Source organism: Streptococcus sp. HMSC065E03 (assembly GCF_001815045.1).
GTDB lineage: Bacteria > Bacillota > Bacilli > Lactobacillales > Streptococcaceae > Streptococcus > Streptococcus parasanguinis_AD.
In genome coordinates this window covers 130,136-146,318 of the sequence record NZ_KV818852.1, presented here as the reverse complement: position 1 = coordinate 146,318, position 16,183 = coordinate 130,136, and the positions used below count along the sequence as shown (strand labels likewise).

22 protein-coding genes are annotated in these 16,183 nt (G+C 42.6%); 20 read left to right on the top strand and 2 right to left on the bottom strand.

Annotated elements, in window-relative coordinates:
- Positions 1–42 precede the first annotated feature (42 nt).
- From HMPREF3002_RS05400 to greA, 6 genes are all read left to right on the top strand, one after another.
- On the top strand, positions 43–693 hold the full coding sequence (locus HMPREF3002_RS05400) for a divisome accessory protein ZapJ (RefSeq protein ID WP_049486121.1): 651 nt from the start codon (positions 43–45) through the stop codon (positions 691–693).
- Between the two features lie 9 nt (positions 694–702).
- Positions 703–2,037: a UDP-N-acetylmuramate--L-alanine ligase gene (murC, locus tag HMPREF3002_RS05395; RefSeq protein WP_023918907.1), complete on the top strand. Its 1,335-nt coding sequence runs from the start codon at positions 703–705 to the stop codon at positions 2,035–2,037.
- A gap of 81 nt (positions 2,038–2,118) precedes the next feature.
- Positions 2,119–2,535, top strand: coding sequence for a GNAT family N-acetyltransferase (locus tag HMPREF3002_RS05390; protein ID WP_003008386.1), 417 nt, complete (start codon positions 2,119–2,121; stop codon positions 2,533–2,535).
- Positions 2,536–2,547: 12 nt separating this feature from the next.
- Positions 2,548–3,057 (top strand): GNAT family N-acetyltransferase, encoded by a 510-nt coding sequence (locus HMPREF3002_RS05385; protein WP_176745572.1) that lies wholly within the window; start codon positions 2,548–2,550, stop codon positions 3,055–3,057.
- Positions 3,058–3,128: 71 nt separating this feature from the next.
- The gene (gene mltG, locus HMPREF3002_RS05380; RefSeq protein WP_176745570.1) at positions 3,129–4,646 is read left to right on the top strand and encodes an endolytic transglycosylase MltG; all 1,518 of its coding nucleotides are present in this window, start codon (positions 3,129–3,131) and stop codon (positions 4,644–4,646) included.
- A gap of 57 nt (positions 4,647–4,703) precedes the next feature.
- Positions 4,704–5,186, top strand: a complete 483-nt coding sequence (gene greA, locus HMPREF3002_RS05375; protein WP_003005389.1) for a transcription elongation factor GreA — start codon at positions 4,704–4,706, stop codon at positions 5,184–5,186.
- A gap of 157 nt (positions 5,187–5,343) precedes the next feature.
- Here greA and yidC read toward each other — a convergent pair whose 3' ends face one another.
- A complete protein-coding gene (yidC, locus tag HMPREF3002_RS05370) occupies positions 5,344–6,261 on the bottom strand; it encodes a membrane protein insertase YidC (protein ID WP_003008377.1) in 918 nt (305 codons plus the stop codon).
- Between the two features lie 77 nt (positions 6,262–6,338).
- On the bottom strand, positions 6,339–6,617 hold the full coding sequence (locus HMPREF3002_RS05365) for an acylphosphatase (RefSeq protein WP_037608039.1): 279 nt from the start codon (positions 6,615–6,617) through the stop codon (positions 6,339–6,341).
- A gap of 73 nt (positions 6,618–6,690) precedes the next feature.
- Here HMPREF3002_RS05365 and HMPREF3002_RS05360 point away from each other — a divergent pair, with 73 nt between their 5' ends.
- From HMPREF3002_RS05360 to yidD, 14 genes are all read left to right on the top strand, one after another.
- Entirely contained in the window at positions 6,691–7,437 is a 747-nt protein-coding gene (locus HMPREF3002_RS05360) for a TrmH family RNA methyltransferase (RefSeq protein ID WP_070665702.1), read from the top strand.
- An 82-nt stretch (positions 7,438–7,519) separates the two neighbouring features.
- Positions 7,520–8,011, top strand: a complete 492-nt coding sequence (locus HMPREF3002_RS05355; RefSeq protein WP_003005617.1) for an HDIG domain-containing metalloprotein — start codon at positions 7,520–7,522, stop codon at positions 8,009–8,011.
- Positions 8,012–8,039: 28 nt separating this feature from the next.
- Positions 8,040–8,726, top strand: coding sequence for a Bax inhibitor-1/YccA family protein (locus tag HMPREF3002_RS05350; RefSeq protein ID WP_003008369.1), 687 nt, complete (start codon positions 8,040–8,042; stop codon positions 8,724–8,726).
- A gap of 95 nt (positions 8,727–8,821) precedes the next feature.
- A complete protein-coding gene (locus tag HMPREF3002_RS05345; RefSeq protein WP_003008367.1) occupies positions 8,822–10,072 on the top strand; it encodes a diaminopimelate decarboxylase in 1,251 nt (416 codons plus the stop codon).
- A 55-nt stretch (positions 10,073–10,127) separates the two neighbouring features.
- Complete coding sequence (locus HMPREF3002_RS05340; protein ID WP_024055201.1) at positions 10,128–10,373, top strand: YneF family protein; 246 nt, start codon at positions 10,128–10,130, stop codon at positions 10,371–10,373.
- A gap of 77 nt (positions 10,374–10,450) precedes the next feature.
- Positions 10,451–11,245, top strand: coding sequence for a glutamate racemase (racE, locus tag HMPREF3002_RS05335; protein ID WP_003008361.1), 795 nt, complete (start codon positions 10,451–10,453; stop codon positions 11,243–11,245).
- Complete coding sequence (locus tag HMPREF3002_RS05330; RefSeq protein WP_070665475.1) at positions 11,242–12,222, top strand: nucleoside-triphosphate diphosphatase; 981 nt, start codon at positions 11,242–11,244, stop codon at positions 12,220–12,222. Before racE ends, HMPREF3002_RS05330 begins: the two co-directional genes overlap by 4 nt.
- A complete protein-coding gene (locus HMPREF3002_RS05325) occupies positions 12,195–12,716 on the top strand; it encodes a metallophosphoesterase (RefSeq protein ID WP_070665474.1) in 522 nt (173 codons plus the stop codon). The genes HMPREF3002_RS05330 and HMPREF3002_RS05325 overlap by 28 nt, the downstream gene beginning before the upstream one ends.
- On the top strand, positions 12,713–13,174 hold the full coding sequence (gene cbpB / locus HMPREF3002_RS05320; protein ID WP_070665473.1) for a cyclic-di-AMP-binding protein CbpB: 462 nt from the start codon (positions 12,713–12,715) through the stop codon (positions 13,172–13,174). The genes HMPREF3002_RS05325 and cbpB overlap by 4 nt, the downstream gene beginning before the upstream one ends.
- Positions 13,171–13,902, top strand: coding sequence for a site-specific tyrosine recombinase XerD (xerD, locus tag HMPREF3002_RS05315; protein WP_070665472.1), 732 nt, complete (start codon positions 13,171–13,173; stop codon positions 13,900–13,902). The genes cbpB and xerD overlap by 4 nt, the downstream gene beginning before the upstream one ends.
- Positions 13,902–14,621 carry a segregation/condensation protein A gene (locus HMPREF3002_RS05310; RefSeq protein ID WP_013904016.1) on the top strand — a complete coding sequence of 240 codons (720 nt, stop codon included), beginning with the start codon at positions 13,902–13,904 and terminating at the stop codon, positions 14,619–14,621. Before xerD ends, HMPREF3002_RS05310 begins: the two co-directional genes overlap by 1 nt.
- Positions 14,605–15,174: an SMC-Scp complex subunit ScpB gene (gene scpB, locus HMPREF3002_RS05305; protein WP_009731504.1), complete on the top strand. Its 570-nt coding sequence runs from the start codon at positions 14,605–14,607 to the stop codon at positions 15,172–15,174. Before HMPREF3002_RS05310 ends, scpB begins: the two co-directional genes overlap by 17 nt.
- Positions 15,164–15,895, top strand: a complete 732-nt coding sequence (locus HMPREF3002_RS05300; protein WP_003005375.1) for a pseudouridine synthase — start codon at positions 15,164–15,166, stop codon at positions 15,893–15,895. The genes scpB and HMPREF3002_RS05300 overlap by 11 nt, the downstream gene beginning before the upstream one ends.
- The gene (gene yidD / locus HMPREF3002_RS05295) at positions 15,892–16,134 is read left to right on the top strand and encodes a membrane protein insertion efficiency factor YidD (protein WP_049486129.1); all 243 of its coding nucleotides are present in this window, start codon (positions 15,892–15,894) and stop codon (positions 16,132–16,134) included. The genes HMPREF3002_RS05300 and yidD overlap by 4 nt, the downstream gene beginning before the upstream one ends.
- Positions 16,135–16,183: the final 49 nt, after the last annotated feature.

Below are 16,183 nucleotides of genomic sequence, written 5' to 3'. Positions count from 1 at the left end.
GTGAATAGTTTATAATTAATGGAGTGTCGAAAGGAAGAAAGCATGACAGAAAAATATTTTCCTCAAGTAGGGGATAATGAGTTGATGTTAACAGAGATGCCCCACATGAACCTGTATGATGAAACAGACTTGATTAGTAACATTACAGGCGACTATGTGGATAAAAATTATTTGGAATGGCAACCGATTGCTGAAAATACCAAACCTAAGCATCCTTACCACCAACCATTAGAAGAGCCCCTACCGAAAAGACGGCCAGTAAGAAAACCTGATTTTAAAGAGCCGATTGATAAAAAAAGCCCAGCCAATCGTTATGCAGAGGAAGCGAGAGAGCGCGCTCGTGAAGATCTGAAAAAGAAACGCACAGCTCCCTATCTGACAACGGATCCAGCAGCTACTACAAGTAAACGGAAAAAATCATTTATTTCTGAACGAAAACCTGGTCAGCCAACGGCTCCCTTCCAAAAGGAAAATCCGGGTGAATTATTGAAATATAGCAAACGATTACGACAAGATCAGTTGATCCTTGCAGAGTTCGAATCTGCAGGAGAACCAGAAGTGGCAGAACCGACTGAAAAGAAAAACAATTATGATTTCTTAAAGACTAGCCAAATATACAATAAAGATCAGCACAAGTTGAAACCACAGCCAATCAAACAAGAATTGGATTTAACCCATCTAGATCAAGAATAAGGAGAAAACATGTCTAATACATACCATTTTATTGGAATTAAAGGAGCAGGAATGAGTGCTTTAGCCCTCATGCTTCACCAAATGGGACATACGGTTCAAGGGTCAGATGTTGAGAAGTATTACTTTACGCAACGTGGCTTGGAACAAGCAGGAATTCAAATTTATCCATTTGATGTTAAAAATTTGGAAGGCGACAAGATCCTCATTGCTGGGAATGCTTTCCGTCCAGATAACAATGTGGAAATCGCTTATGCAGATGAGCATGGCCTAACCTATAAACGCTACCATGAATTCCTTGGTGAATTTATGCGTGACTTCGTCAGCATGGGGGTTGCCGGAGCACACGGAAAAACCTCAACAACAGGGATGCTTTCTCACGTCTTATCAAATATCACTGATACCAGTTATTTGATTGGTGACGGGACAGGTCGTGGCTCTGCAGCAGCCAAATACTTTGTCTTTGAATCAGATGAGTATGAACGCCACTTTATGCCTTACCATCCTGAATACAGCATCATCACCAATATTGACTTTGACCATCCAGACTATTTCACGAGCTTGGAAGATGTCTTTAATGCCTTTAACGATTATGCCAAACAAATCAGCAAAGGCCTCTTCATCTACGGAGAAGACAAAGAATTGCGTCGGATTACCTCATCAGCACCAATTTATTACTATGGTTTTGATAAGGAGACGAACGATTTTGTGGCAAGCAACTTGCTTCGTTCAACGACTGGTTCAACCTTCAACGTTCATTTCCGTGGAGAAGATTTGGGGCAATTTCATATCCCAACTTTTGGTCGCCACAATATCATGAATGCTACAGCAGTCATTGGTTTGCTTTACATTGCAGGATTTGACTTAGATTTAGTCCGCGAGCATTTGAAGACCTTTGCTGGCGTGAAACGTCGCTTTACTGAAAAAGTAGTCAATGGAACAGTGATCATCGATGACTTTGCGCACCATCCAACGGAAATTATTGCAACTTTGGATGCGGCCCGTCAAAAATACCCAAGCAAAGAGATTGTGGCCATTTTCCAACCACATACCTTTACACGGACCATTGCCTTGTTGGATGAATTTGCTGAAGCCTTGAATCAAGCAGATGCTGTTTACTTGGCACAGATCTATGGTTCTGCACGGGAAGTCGATCACGGCGATGTGAAAGTTGAAGATTTGGAAGCAAAAATTGTCAAACGTTCAGCGATTATTACAGCTGAGAATGTTTCTCCTCTTCTTGACCATGAAAATGCGGTCTATGTCTTTATGGGAGCAGGAGATATTCAAACCTATGAATACTCATTTGAGCGTTTATTATCTAGTTTGACACATAGTGTACAATAAGAGATGATTGAGTCTGGAATCGATTGGTTCCAGACTTAAATTTATCTGTCCACTGAAGGAGTATGAGATGAGGAAAGCAGGATGATGATTCGATCAATCACCCCAGCTGATCAAGAACAGTTGCTGTTGCTAGAAGAAGAACTTCATGACAATGAAGAAAAGAAGCACAAGGCCACTCTTGAGGAAGCGCTAGGTTCGAAGGAAGCCATTTCTTTGCTTGCAGAGCAGGCGGGGGATGCTGTGGCTTACTTGTTGGCGACAGAAGACCAGCCTTTAAAAGGAGACCTAATTGTATTGCGACTAGCAGTGAGACCAGCCTTTCAAGGTCAAGGCTATGGTTCTATTTTGATCGCTGCTTTAAAGGATCTAGCTGTTCAAAAGGAAAAGGAAGCCATTTGGATCGATTGCCCAGAAGACTTACTATCTTATTTTTCCCAGCAAGGATTTCGAGATGAAGCTGAGTCTGATCGAGGTGTCCATATGGTTTGGGAACGATAGAAGGGGTAAATGATGAAAGAAAAGATTCACATTAGACAGGCAGAGCTGCAGGATTTGGATGCCATCGAGCGCATTGAGCTTGAAAATTTCTCAGAAGAAGAAGCGATTGCGCGTGAGATTTTAAAAGATCACATCGAAAAGATTCAAACGACATTTCTTGTAGTAGAGTGCCAAGGTCAGATATTAGGCTATTTAGAAGGACCTGTTAGACCGGAGCGCTATTTGATCGATTCCTCTTTTTCAGAGGTTGAAGATCTAAGCCAGTTAGAAAAAGGCTTTATTTCCATTACGAGTCTATCCATTGCTAAAGAAGCCCAAGGGCTAGGGGTTGGAACCCTCTTGCTTGAGGCAATGAAAGAAATTGCGATTAAGGATGGCCGTCAAGGGATCAATTTGACCTGTCATGATTATTTGATCCCTTATTACGAAAAGCAAGGATTTACCAATGAAGGTCTTTCAGAATCCCAATATGCGGGTGAAGTTTGGTACAATCTGGTCTGGGAAAATGAAAACCTTGATTAAATAGGTATTTTGAAGAAGAAGGGCGATTTGTATTGCTTTTCTAAATCTTTTAAGATATAATATTAAGGATTATGATGAGGGAGGTCAATTATTTGACTGATAAATCACAAGACAGTGAGAAGTTATTAAGCTTCAAAGAGCAGATCCTCAGAGACTTAGAAGAGGCCAATGAGCAACTTCTAAAGATCGAAAAAGAGTATGATCTACCTGATCGAAGCATTGAAACCCCTTCTTCACTGAAAGAGGAGGAAGAAGCAACACCACCTCCAAAAGTAGAAGAATCTGCGTCGGCTCCCAAAGAAGAACCAGTGGAGCCGGTAAAGGCGACTCCTGCTGTGGAAGAAAAGAGTGAGCTTACAAAGCCTGCTCCAAAAGAACCAAGTCAGGAACCGGTAGAGGAAAGCTTATCGCGCTCTTCTCGTAACCAGCGCCAACAAAAACAAAAGAAACAAAATAAAATCGCTAAACGAATTGTGCGGACAGTGGTCAGCCTTTTGCTGATTGTGATCGTGGCTACAGGGATCTTTGCTGTGACCTATATCCATTCAGCTGTCAAGCCGATGGATAAAAATGCAACAGAATTCGTAACGGTTGAGATTCCAGCAGGTTCAAGTAATCGTGAGATTGGCGCGATCCTTGAGAAAAAAGGACTCGTGAAAAATGGCCAGTTCTTTAACTACTATACCAAGTTCAAGAACTATAGCAATTTCAAATCCGGTTATTTCAACCTGCAAAAGAGCATGGATCTAGAAACCATCATCCAAAAACTGCAAGAAGAGGGAACCAAAACTCCTCAGGCTCCAGTTCTTGGAAAGGTCACGATTCCAGAAGGCTATACGATTGATCAGATTGCGACGGCTATCACCGCCGATGTCTCCACTAAGAAGGCAGGTAAGACTCCATTCAAGAAAGAAGATTTCTTGAAGGCTGTCCAAGACGATGCCTTTATTGAGAAGATGGTGGCCAAATATCCTAAGCTCTTGGCGAATCTACCAAGTAAGGATTCTGGTGTTCGCTACCGTTTAGAAGGTTATCTCTTCCCAGCTACTTATAACTATGGGAAAGATACCACAGTGAAAGAGATGATCGATCAGATGCTTGCGGCAATGGATCAAAACTTAAGCCCATACTATGAAATACTTGAGAGCAAGAACATCAATGTAAACGAAGTATTGACTCTTGCTTCCTTGGTTGAAAAAGAAGGGGCGACGGATCAGGACCGCAAAGATATCGCGAGTGTCTTCTATAACCGTTTGAACCAAGACATGCCTTTGCAAAGTAATATTGCAATTCTTTATGCCGAAGGGAAACTTGGTCAAAAGACGACCTTAAAAGAAGATGCAACGATCGATACAGAGCTGGATTCACCTTATAATATTTATAAGAATACCGGCTTGATGCCTGGCCCAGTGGATAACCCTGGAGTATCAGCGATCGAAGCGGCGGTGAACCCAAGTAAGACCGATTACTTGTATTTTGTCGCAAATGTCGAAAATGGTGAAGTTTTCTTCGCTAAGACATACGAAGAACACAATAAAAATGTAGAAGAACACGTCAATAGTAAATTGACACAAGCAAGTTCAAACTAGAAAAAGCATGTGGCGCGTCCACAGCTTTTTCATTCAAATAATAGAAAGAGAAGAATAATGGCAGAAAAAACATACCCAATGACCCTAGCAGAAAAAGAAAAATTGGAACAAGAATTAGAAGAATTGAAATTGGTCCGTCGACCTGAAGTGGTGGAACGGATTAAGATCGCTCGTTCATATGGTGACCTCTCAGAAAACTCTGAGTATGAAGCGGCAAAAGATGAACAAGCTTTTGTTGAAGGTCAAATCTCTAGCTTGGAAACAAAAATCCGTTATGCAGAAATCGTCGATAGTGACGCTGTTGCAGTAGACGAAGTAGCGATCGGAAAAACCGTTACAGTTCAAGAAGTTGGCGAAACAGATGAAGAAGTATACAGCATCGTTGGTTCAGCAGGGGCAGATGCCTTTGCAGGAAAGATCTCTAACGAAAGCCCAATCGGTCACGCTTTGATTGGTAAGAAGACAGGTGACGTTGTCACGGTTGAGACACCAGCTGGAAGCTACCAAGTGAAAATTTTGAACGTAGAAAAAACAGCGTAACTATAAAACGCAAGCCCTCCAAGAGGGCTTGTTTTTTTGTGCTCTTAATCTTTTTGTGAGAGTGAAAATTTTTCGTTGACTGACTGAATGGTATCAAAAAAGCACTTGAACCTTGGGTTCAAGTGCTACTGTATACCGCTAGAATTAGTAGTTTGTACTACTTTCTATTGCGTTGTTTTCCTGCATTGCGGTTGTTTTTTGGTTTGTGTTGGATTTGTGTCGTTGCAGTAGGTGTGACATCTTTTTTCACGCGGTGACTAGTCGCTTTTGGAGGATTGTTTTTGTATTCCTCAGCGACGCGCTTGCGAAGATTTGGACGAATCAAGTAGTTGATGACAAATTGTTGGATAATTTGGATCACCCCACCGACTACCCAGTAAAGAGTCACTCCGGCTGAAGAGATCAATGAGAAGACACCGATCATAATCGGACTCATCAGTGATGCTTTGCGCATGCTTTCCTTTTGGGTTTCATCTTCAATTCCATGAAGAGAGAGCATACTTTGGATATAGTAAAGAACTGCTACGATTGCTGTCAAGAGCAAGCTTGGTTTACCAAGAGCAATGCCAAGGAAGCTACTATCTGCTACCCCTTTGGTGTGCTGAGCTGCAAAGAAGAGAGCAGAGAAGAATGGCATTTGGATCAAGAGTGGCAAACACCCAACTCCACCAAACATGCTAACTCCATTTTCACGTTGAGCAGCCATTAATTCTTGTTGCGCCAATAGCTTTTCTTCTTGTGTGCTAGCGTTCTTCATGCGCTCTTGGATTGGCCCAAGGATAGGTTTTAAGTAGTTCATCTTTTCAGATTGGTAGGTTGCCTTCCATGATTGGTACAAACCAAGTGGCAAGATGATTAACCGCACGATCAAGGTGACGATAATAATCCCGATCCCAAAGCCCAAGCCAAGGTTGTTGGCAAAGAATTTGATGGCTTCGCCCATTGGACGGCCAAGAAGATTCCAGATCAATCCAGTCGGATTTCCAGTTTTCCGATCGACACTCACGCATCCTGATAAGAAGACAAGCGAAGCTAGTCCCATCGATGCAAGTAATGCAAGTTTATTTTTTTTCACAAATAGTTCCTTCTTTTTTAAAATGTTACCTTTCTATTCTACTGTTTTTTTTAAAAATACACAATAGTTCTCTAGTCTTAATTTGCAATTTTAAAGTCTGTATAGTTTTCAAAGTTTGCGAGCGTAACATCTAAATAAGTTACAAGTGCAAAAGGTGTAGGACCTTTGCGAATTTCTTGAATGAATTTGGCCATTTGGCTACTAGACTCTGCCTGGGCCAGAATGCCAACCGTTCCGTCGTCATTATTCCAGACACGGCCAGTAATCCCACCGATCTCTAAAGCAAGACTGTACACTCCCCAGCGAAAGCCAACCCCTTGAACCCGTCCTTGGGCAATCATTTTTACCTTTTGCATGTGCGACCTCCTTGACTCGAAGAAATCTATCTGAGGCATGATTTCTTCTTTTTCTTTGTGCTATAATAGTTCTATGAATATTATAACGTCTAAATCCAATAATGTAATCAAAAATGCTAAAAAATTACATCAAAAAAAATACCGGACAGATTCTTATCTCATTGAAGGCTGGCATCTGTTTGAAGAGGCAGTAGAAAATCAAGCGAAGATTCAACAGGTCTTTGTTTTAGAAGCCTATTTAGACCGGGTAGAGAACATCCAAAAAGTCACCGTCGTGACCCCGGAGATCTTAAGTCTCTTGGCAGATTCGAAGACTCCGCAAGGGATTGTCGCAGAGATCGCTCTGGAGCAACCAGTCCTTCCAGATCAGTTACAAGGTCGCTACCTTTATTTGGAGGATGTACAGGATCCCGGCAATGTAGGGACTATGATTCGAACAGCAGATGCAGCAGGTTTTGATGGCGTCATGCTTTCGAAAGCCTCCGCAGATCTATACAGTCTCAAGACCCTTCGATCCATGCAGGGCAGTCATTTCCATATCCCTATCTGGAAACTGGATCGAGAAGAACTGTTGGAGCGAGCTACGCAATCACATCTAGCAGTTCTCGCAACGACGCTTTCAGAAGCTTCCATTGACTACCGTCAGCTTCCTCAGACCGATCGGTTTATCCTGGTTATGGGCAATGAAGGAAATGGCATCAGCCAGGAAATGGCGACACAAGCGGACCAGCTGGTTCATATTCCCATGCCAGGTCGGGCCGAGAGTTTGAATGTTGCAGTGGCAGCAGGAATTTTGATGTTTTCTTTAAGGAAATTTTGAGAAAAAGAAGTATACTTAACCTGTAAGAAGAAGTTGATGGAGATCTTATTGGGAGAGCTTATCAACGAAAGGTGGTTATCTTATGCAATATCATCGTGACAAAGAATACATGACCTATGTAGGCCATCTGATCCAGCATCCTAAGGTTCAAAAATTAGCCGACATTCCCCACCATATTCATTCCAATCGTTTGGAGCATTCCATTCATGTTAGCTATACCAGTTATAAACTGGCTAAAAAATTTGGTTGGGATGCCAAAAGTACGGCTCGGGGTGGCCTCTTGCATGACCTCTTTTACTATGATTGGCGCGAGACCAAGTTTACCAAGAGTCACGCCTGGATCCATCCCCGCATTGCCGTGAGAAATGCACGAAAGATCACAGATCTCAATGCCAAGGAAGAAGACATCATTATTAAACACATGTGGGGAGCTACCCTTGCTCCGCCTCGCTACAAAGAATCCTTCGTAGTGACCATGGTGGATAAATACTGGGCTGTTAAAGAAGCTTCAGAACCATGGCGTAAAAAGATGGCTAAAAGGAGATTTTTTCATCGAAAAATGTTAAAATCGTAGTAAACAAATTTGAAAGGAACTTGTTTATATGTATAATGATTCAGTAATCCAAGAACAAAGTGGATTGAATGCTTTTTATAACAAAATCTACTCATTAGTTGGAATCGGTGTTGGGATTTCAGCCCTTGTCTCTGGTCTCATGATGACGGTCTTTCAAGATTTCTTCGTTCAAATCTTGACAACAGCACCAATGGTTTACTATGCAGCAGTGGTTGTAGAATTGATCTTGGTCTTTGTTGCAAGTGGGAAGGCTGTTAAAAATAGCCCGTCTGCTCTTCCGATCTTCTTGATCTACTCAGCTTTGAATGGCTTTACCTTGAGCTTTATCATTGCTCGCTACATGCAAGCGACGGTCTATAAGGCTTTCTTGGTCAGTGCCTTGATGTTTATTGTCATGGGAGCTATCGGACGCGTCGTGAAAAAAGACCTTTCTGGTATGGGACGTGCCTTGATGGGAGTCTTGATCGGTGTGATCATCGCTTCTGTTGTGAACATGTTCTTGAGAAGTTCTGGAATGGACTATATCTTGAGTATTATCTCTGTCTTCCTCTTTGCAGGATTGACAGCTTGGGATAACCAAAAGATTCGCTATGTCTATGATCAAACAAATGGTCAACCTGCTACAGGTTGGGCAGTAGCGATGGCTTTGGAACTTTATCTTGACTTTATCAACCTCTTTATCAGCCTTCTTCGTATCTTCGGAAGAAACGACTAATCAAAGAGAGATTGAGCTGGGGCAGTTGCCTCGGCTTTTTTTGTCTTTCGACTTGTGCTATACTAATAGTGACTAAAGAATAGAAATGAGCGCTTATGAAAACACCTTTTGTAACCCGTGAACAATTAGAAAGTCTGACCCAAGAATTTCCGACCCCTTTCCATCTCTATGATGAAGCAGGAATTCGTGAAACGGCTCGTGCCCTCCATCAAGCTTTTGCTTGGAATGAAGGATTTAAGGAATACTTTGCCATCAAGGCGACTCCTAACCCATCGATCCTAAAAATTTTGCAAGAAGAGGGCTGTGGAGTCGACACGGCCAGCTACGTGGAATTGTTAATGGCGGATAAACTGGGCTTTAGTGGGAAAGAAATCATGTTTTCTTCTAACAACACGCCAGCTGATGAATTTGTCTATGCGAGAGAATTAGGGGCAACGATCAATCTGGACGCCTATGAAGACATTGCTTTCTTGAAGTCTGTGACCAGCATCCCCAAGGTTATTTCTTGCCGCTATAATCCTGGTGGAGTTTTTGAACTGGGAACCGATATTATGGACAATCCTGAAGAAGCCAAGTTTGGAATGACCAAGGAGCAATTGATCCAAGCCTTTATCGAGTTGAAAGAACTAGGTGTGGAAGAGTTTGGCATTCATGCTTTATTAGCTTCTAATACAGTATCCAACGACTACTATCCAGAGCTAGCGCGTCAACTTTTTGAATTGGCAGTAGAAGTCGTCGAGAAAACAGGTGTCCACTTGGGCTTCATCAACCTCTCTGGTGGAGTTGGGGTCAATTACAAGCCGGAGCAAGAACCAAATGATATTGCCATTATTGGGGAAGGTGTGCATCGCGTTTTTGATGAGATTCTCAAACCGGCAGGACTTGGTCATGTGAAAATCTATACCGAGCTTGGTCGCTTTATGCTGGCTTCACACGGCCTCCTGGTAACCAGAGTCACTCATAAAAAGAAAACCTACCGGACCTATGTGGGCGTCGATGCTTCAGCTGTGAATCTTCTCAGACCGGCTATGTACGGTGCTTATCACCATATTACCAATATGGATCGTCCAGATGGACCAACTGAAGTGGTTGATGTCGTGGGAAGTCTCTGTGAGAATAACGATAAATTTGCCAAACAACGAGAACTACCTGTGACGGAGATTGGAGATTTGCTCGTGATCCATGACACTGGAGCCCATGGATTTTCAATGGGGTATCAGTACAATGCTAAGTTGCGTTCAGCAGAAGTTTTGCTTCAAGAAGATGGGCAGGCCCGTTTGATTCGTCGAGCAGAAAAACCAGAAGATTATCTTGCGACACTCTACGGCTTTGACATTGAAAAATAAGCGATTGTCTGATATAATGATAGTTATGTAAAAATAATGGATCGGAGAAAATTGTATGAATCTCTTTTTAGGAATTTTGTTGATTATTTTAGCTTTCTTTGGTGGGATGGTTGCAGGAATGTTCTTGCTTCGTCGTCAATTTGAAAAAGAATTTGCATCAAACCCACGTTTGAATGTTGAAGCAGTCCGTACGCTTTTAGGTGCGAGCGGCCAACGTCCAAGCGAAGCAAAAGTTCAACAAGTCTATCGCCAAATTGTGAACCAACAAAAATCAGCAATGGTGAAAAACAAGAAAAAATAAGAGTGGGGCAATCTCACGATAATAAATGAGAGGGGCTTGGAGGAATTTCTTAGTCCCTCCTTTTGGAAGGAAGAGATATGGATAACCGACCGATTGGTTTTTTAGATTCTGGAGTAGGGGGCCTAACTGTTGTCCGCGAATTGCTCCGTCAGCTTCCTCACGAAGATGTCGTCTATATTGGAGATTCAGCGCGTGCACCTTATGGTCCTAGACCAGCAGACCAAATTCGCGAGTATACTTGGCAGATGGTGAACTTCCTTCTGACCAAAAATGTCAAGATGATTGTCTTAGCCTGTAATACAGCGACGGCAGTTGTTTGGGAAGAAGTCAAGGAGAAACTTGATATTCCCGTTTTAGGAGTGATTTTACCCGGAGCTTCTGCAGCCATTAAATCGACGACCCATCAAAAAATTGGGGTCATTGGGACACCGATGACGGTTTCTTCTGGAATTTATAAAGAGAAGATTCAAAGTCTGGCACCAGACATGGAAGTCAGCAGTTTAGCTTGTCCCAAGTTTGTTCCTTTAGTGGAATCAAACGAGTTGGCATCCAGTGTGACCAAAAAGGTGGTTTACGAAACCCTAAAACCACTAGTTGGAAAGGTTGATACCTTGGTCTTGGGATGCACCCATTATCCCCTTTTAAAACCGATCATTCAAAATGTGATGGGACCGGATGTCAAATTGATTGATAGTGGAGCTGAGTGTGTTCGGGATATTTCCGTCTTATTAAACTATTTTGAGCTCAATAAGAGTCGCGAACTCTTAGAACAGACCCACCGCTTTTATACCACTGCAAATGCCAATAGCTTTGCAGCGATTGCCGAAAAATGGCTAGAACGTTCAGTGAATGTGGAGCATGTAAATTTATGAGTGACAAACTATTTGAATACAAAGATCCCCAAGATTGGTATATTGCCCAATGGGGAGAAGATGCAGACTACAACCAATTTAGTCAAGTGCCTGCGGAAGCTTCCACTCTGTTAGATCAGCTGGAACTTCTCTTTGCCAAGGATCCTGAAGGATTGCCTCTCAATCTATCGGTGATGCGCTATGGTTCAGCCTTTCGTTTTCTGACCTTTTTGACCGAAATCTTGAATGAAGTCAAGGGAAGAGCTTTTGAGATTGTACAGCGTCAAGGAGCCTTGCTATTGGTTGAAAAAGGGAAATTGCTTTACTTGCATTTGCCAAGTGATGGGGTGGATTTGGAAGCCTTCTTGGGTCAAGACAAGGTCAAAGATACGATTCTCATTGCAACTCGAAATGAGGGAAAAACCAAAGAATTCCGTAATATGTTTGAAAAGCTGGGCTTTGAAGTGGAAAATCTCAATCAATACCCAGAGCTTCCAGAAGTCGAAGAAACAGGGATGACCTTTGAAGAGAATGCCCGCCTAAAAGCTGAAACGATTGCAGAGCTAACTGGGAAAACAGTCTTAGCAGATGATTCAGGTTTGAAGGTAGATATCTTGGGAGGTTTACCAGGAGTTTGGTCAGCTCGCTTTGCGGGAGTTGGTGCGACAGATGCGGAAAACAATGCGAAATTGTTGCACGAATTGGCCATGGTCTTTGACTTGAAAGATCGTTCAGCTCAGTTCCATACGACCTTGGTGGTCGCAAGACCAGGCAAGGAAAGCCTAGTGGTGGAAGCAGATTGGCCAGGGTATATTAATTTTGAGCCCAAAGGGGAACACGGCTTTGGCTATGACCCTCTCTTCTTAGTTGGGGAAACGGGCCGTGCTGCTGCTGAATTAACGCTAGAAGAAAAAAATACACAATCACATCGTGCTTTAGCTGTTAAAAAGTTATTGGAGGTATTTCCATCATGGCAAAGCAAACAATCATCGTTATGAGTGACTCGCATGGAGACCGCTCCATTGTTGAAGCTATTAAAGAAAAATACCTAGGCCAGGTCGATGGGATCTTTCACAATGGGGATTCTGAACTAAAAAGTGATGATCCTGTCTGGGAAGGGATCCACGTTGTCCAAGGAAATATGGATTTTTATGATGGCTATCCGGAACGCTTGGTGACCCAACTAGGGCCAACACGAATCATCCAGACCCATGGGCATCTCTTCCAGATCAATTTTAGTTTTCAAAAATTGGATCTGTGGGCCCAAGAGGAAGAAGCAGATATCTGTCTTTACGGCCACCTTCATATCCCAGATGCTTGGAAGGAAGGAAGAACCCTCTTTGTGAATCCTGGATCGATCAGTCAGCCACGCGGTCTGATTCGAGAGTGTCTCTATGCTAAAATTGAGATAGATGATTCTCATTACAAGGTAGAGTATTATACGCGAGATCATGAGTTGTATCCTGAATTGACAAAGGAGTTTAGCAGATGATAGCAAAGGAATTTGAACGTTTCTTGCTGGCGCAGGAAGAGACGTTCTTAACTCCAGCCAAAAATTTAGCGGTCTTGATTGATAACCACAATGTAGACCATGCTGTCTTGCTGTTGAGCCAGATTAGCTATAGTCGTATTCCGGTAGTGACGGATGAACGCAAGTTTGTGGGGACGATCTCCCTAACGGATATTCTATCTTATCAATTGAAACACGAGATTCCTGAGGAGACTTTTGCCTCGATGGATATCGTAGACGTTGCAAAAAAAGAGGTCGGGATCATCGGCTTAGACTTCAATTTGACAGAAGTCCTGCACAAGTTGGTGGATGACTCCTTCCTTTCGGTGGTGGATGAAGAAGGCTATTTCCAAGGGATTATTACACGGAAATCGATTCTTAAAGCCATCAATTCGCTAATGCATGATTTTTCAAATGAATACGAGATGATTCCAAAATGAAAGAATTTATTGCAAGTTTTATTGATCAAAAAGAATTAAGTGAAAATTCTCAGTCTGCCTATTTCTATGATTTGGACCAATTTATTGAGTCGATCCATGGAAAAGTGACACCGACAAATTTGAGAATTTACCAAGCTTCGATTAAAGATTTTAAACCGGCGGTTCAAAAACGAAAATTATCTGCCGTCAACCAATTTTTATATTATTTGTATCAAGAACGCTTTATTTCTGAATACCATCGTTTGGTATTGCCTAAAATTCAACCGGCCAAGACCCATGATCGGGAATTGTTGGATCTGACCCATTTTTGGGATGAATCAACTAACCCTCAGGGACGCTTGATGGCCTTGTTGATTCTGGAGATGGGCTTATTGCCAAGTGAGATTCTCCAAGTCAAAGTCGAAGATATTCAGCTGGACTTTCATGTCATTCGAGTGGGCAAAGATGGACAAAAACGGGTTTTAAAAGTTCCAGAGCCGTTACTGGATGAGTTGCAACTCTTCCTCGATGGTGTCTATCTCTTTGATAATAAAGGAAAATCTTACTCCCGTCAGTGGGGATTCCGACAGTTAGAAGCCTTCTTGATCGAAAAAGGCAACCAAGACCTTTCGGCCCAATCAATTCGTGAGCAGTATATTTTGAAACAACGTGAACTCGGTGTGGATCTCTTTAGTATTGCGCGTGAATTGGGCCTAAAAACCATGGTGACATTAGAAAAATATAAATAATGGATATTAAAATAAAAGATTTTGAAGGGCCTTTGGACCTCTTGCTCCACTTGGTCTCTAAATACCAGATGGATATCTATGAGGTCCCCTTGATTGAGGTGATTGAACAGTACCTGGCTTATCTGGCGACTCTCCAGGCTATGAAACTAGAGGTAGCAGGGGAATACATGCTGATGGCTAGTCAACTAACCCTGATCAAGAGTCGTAGACTTCTTCCTAAGGTCGCAGAGGAGATGGATGAAGCAGAGGATCTAGAGCAGGACCTCCTTTCTCAATTGGAAGAGTACCGTACTTACAAGCAATTAGGAGAGTTGATGGCCTCGCAGCACGAGGAGCGCGCCCTCTATTATTCGAAACCAAAGATGGAATTGGTCTACGACGATACGGAATTGCTTCACGATCGTACAACGGTGGATCTTTTCTTGGCTTTCTCAAAACTATTGACCAAGAAAAAAGAAGAATTCCGTCAGAACCATACGACCATTGTAAAGGATGAATACAAGATTGAGGATCTGATGGACCAGCTGCGTCACCGATTCCACGATCGCTCACAAGTTCTCTTGCAGGACTTGTTTCTAGAAGCAACGGATCTCCAAGAGGTCATTACTCTATTTCTTGCAACCCTTGAATTGATCAAGATTCAAGAAGTAACGGTGATCCAGGATAGGGCTTTTGGAGAAATTTACTTAAATAGGATTGAACATGAGCAAATTAGCTGAAATTGAAGCACTCTTATTTGTAGCAGGTGAAGAAGGAATTACTGCCAGACAAATCGCAGACCTTCTCTCTTTACCTCCGACAGGTGTGGTGCAAAGTTTAGAAAAATTAAGCCAAAAATACCAGGAGGACACAGATACCAGTCTGTGTTTGATGGAGACAGCTTCCCGTTATAAATTGGTGACAAAGGCAGACTACGCTTCGGTTTTACGAGACTATTCTAGAACGCCTATGAACCAAAGTTTGTCTCGGGCTGCCCTTGAAACCTTGTCAATTATTGCTTATAAGCAACCGATCACCCGCGTGGAGGTCGATGATATTCGAGGCGTCAATTCCAGTGGTGCCATTACCAAACTACTGTCATTTGATCTGATCCGCGAAGACGGAAAAAAAGAAGTCCTCGGGCGTCCTAATTTGTATGTCACGACGGAGTATTTTTTGGATTATATGGGGATCAATCATTTGGAGGAATTGCCAAAGGTTGAGGAAGTGGACATCGATCCAGAAGAAGGTCAATTATTTTCAGAGAGAACAGAGGAACTAGATGAGAATTAACAAATATATTGCCCATGCAGGCGTGGCTAGTCGTCGCAAGGCCGAAGAACTGATCAAGCAAGGCTTGGTGACGGTCAATGGCCAAGTTGTGCGTGAATTAGCGACTATCATTAAAACCGGTGATCAGGTTGAAGTAGAAGGGACTCCAATCTATAACGAAGAAAAGGTCTATTATCTTTTAAATAAGCCACGTGGCGTCATCTCTAGTGTATCAGATGATAAAGGGCGGACAACAGTCGTTGACCTTTTATCTCAAGTACCAGAGCGCATCTACCCAGTGGGACGTTTGGACTGGGATACATCTGGTGTCTTGATTTTGACCAATGATGGTGATTTTACAGATGAGATGATTCACCCGCGCAATGAAATTGATAAGGTCTATGTGGCGCGTGTCAAAGGGATTGCCAATAAGGAAAACTTGCGTCCCTTGACGCGAGGGGTGACCATTGATGGAAAGAAAACCAAGCCAGCGACTTACGAGATTTTAAAAGTCGATGTTGAAAAGAACCGTTCAGTGGTTCAGTTGACCATTCATGAAGGGCGTAACCACCAGGTTAAAAAGATGTTTGAAGCGGTGGGACTTTTAGTGGATAAACTCTCCCGGACCCAGTTTGGAAATTTGGACGTCTCAGGGCTACGTCCGGGTGAATACCGTCGCTTGAACAAAAAAGAAATCAGCCAACTGCACAATCTAGCAGTAACTAAATCTAAAAAAGCATGAAAACAATCCTAATTGCACTGGTCAGAGGCTATCAAAAATGGATTTCTCCCCTATTTCCGCCTTCTTGTCGCTTTCAACCGACCTGTTCCAATTATATGATCCAAGCGATTGAACGTTTTGGTGTGAAAGGTGTCTTGATGGGGATTGCGAGGATTCTACGTTGCCATCCTGGAACCAAAGCAGGACCGGACCCCTTGCCAGACCATTTTAGTCTGAAGCGAAATGAAGAATCAAAATAGGACGATCGCAAATAAACAGAAACACCCTTAGAAATTATTTTTCTAAGGG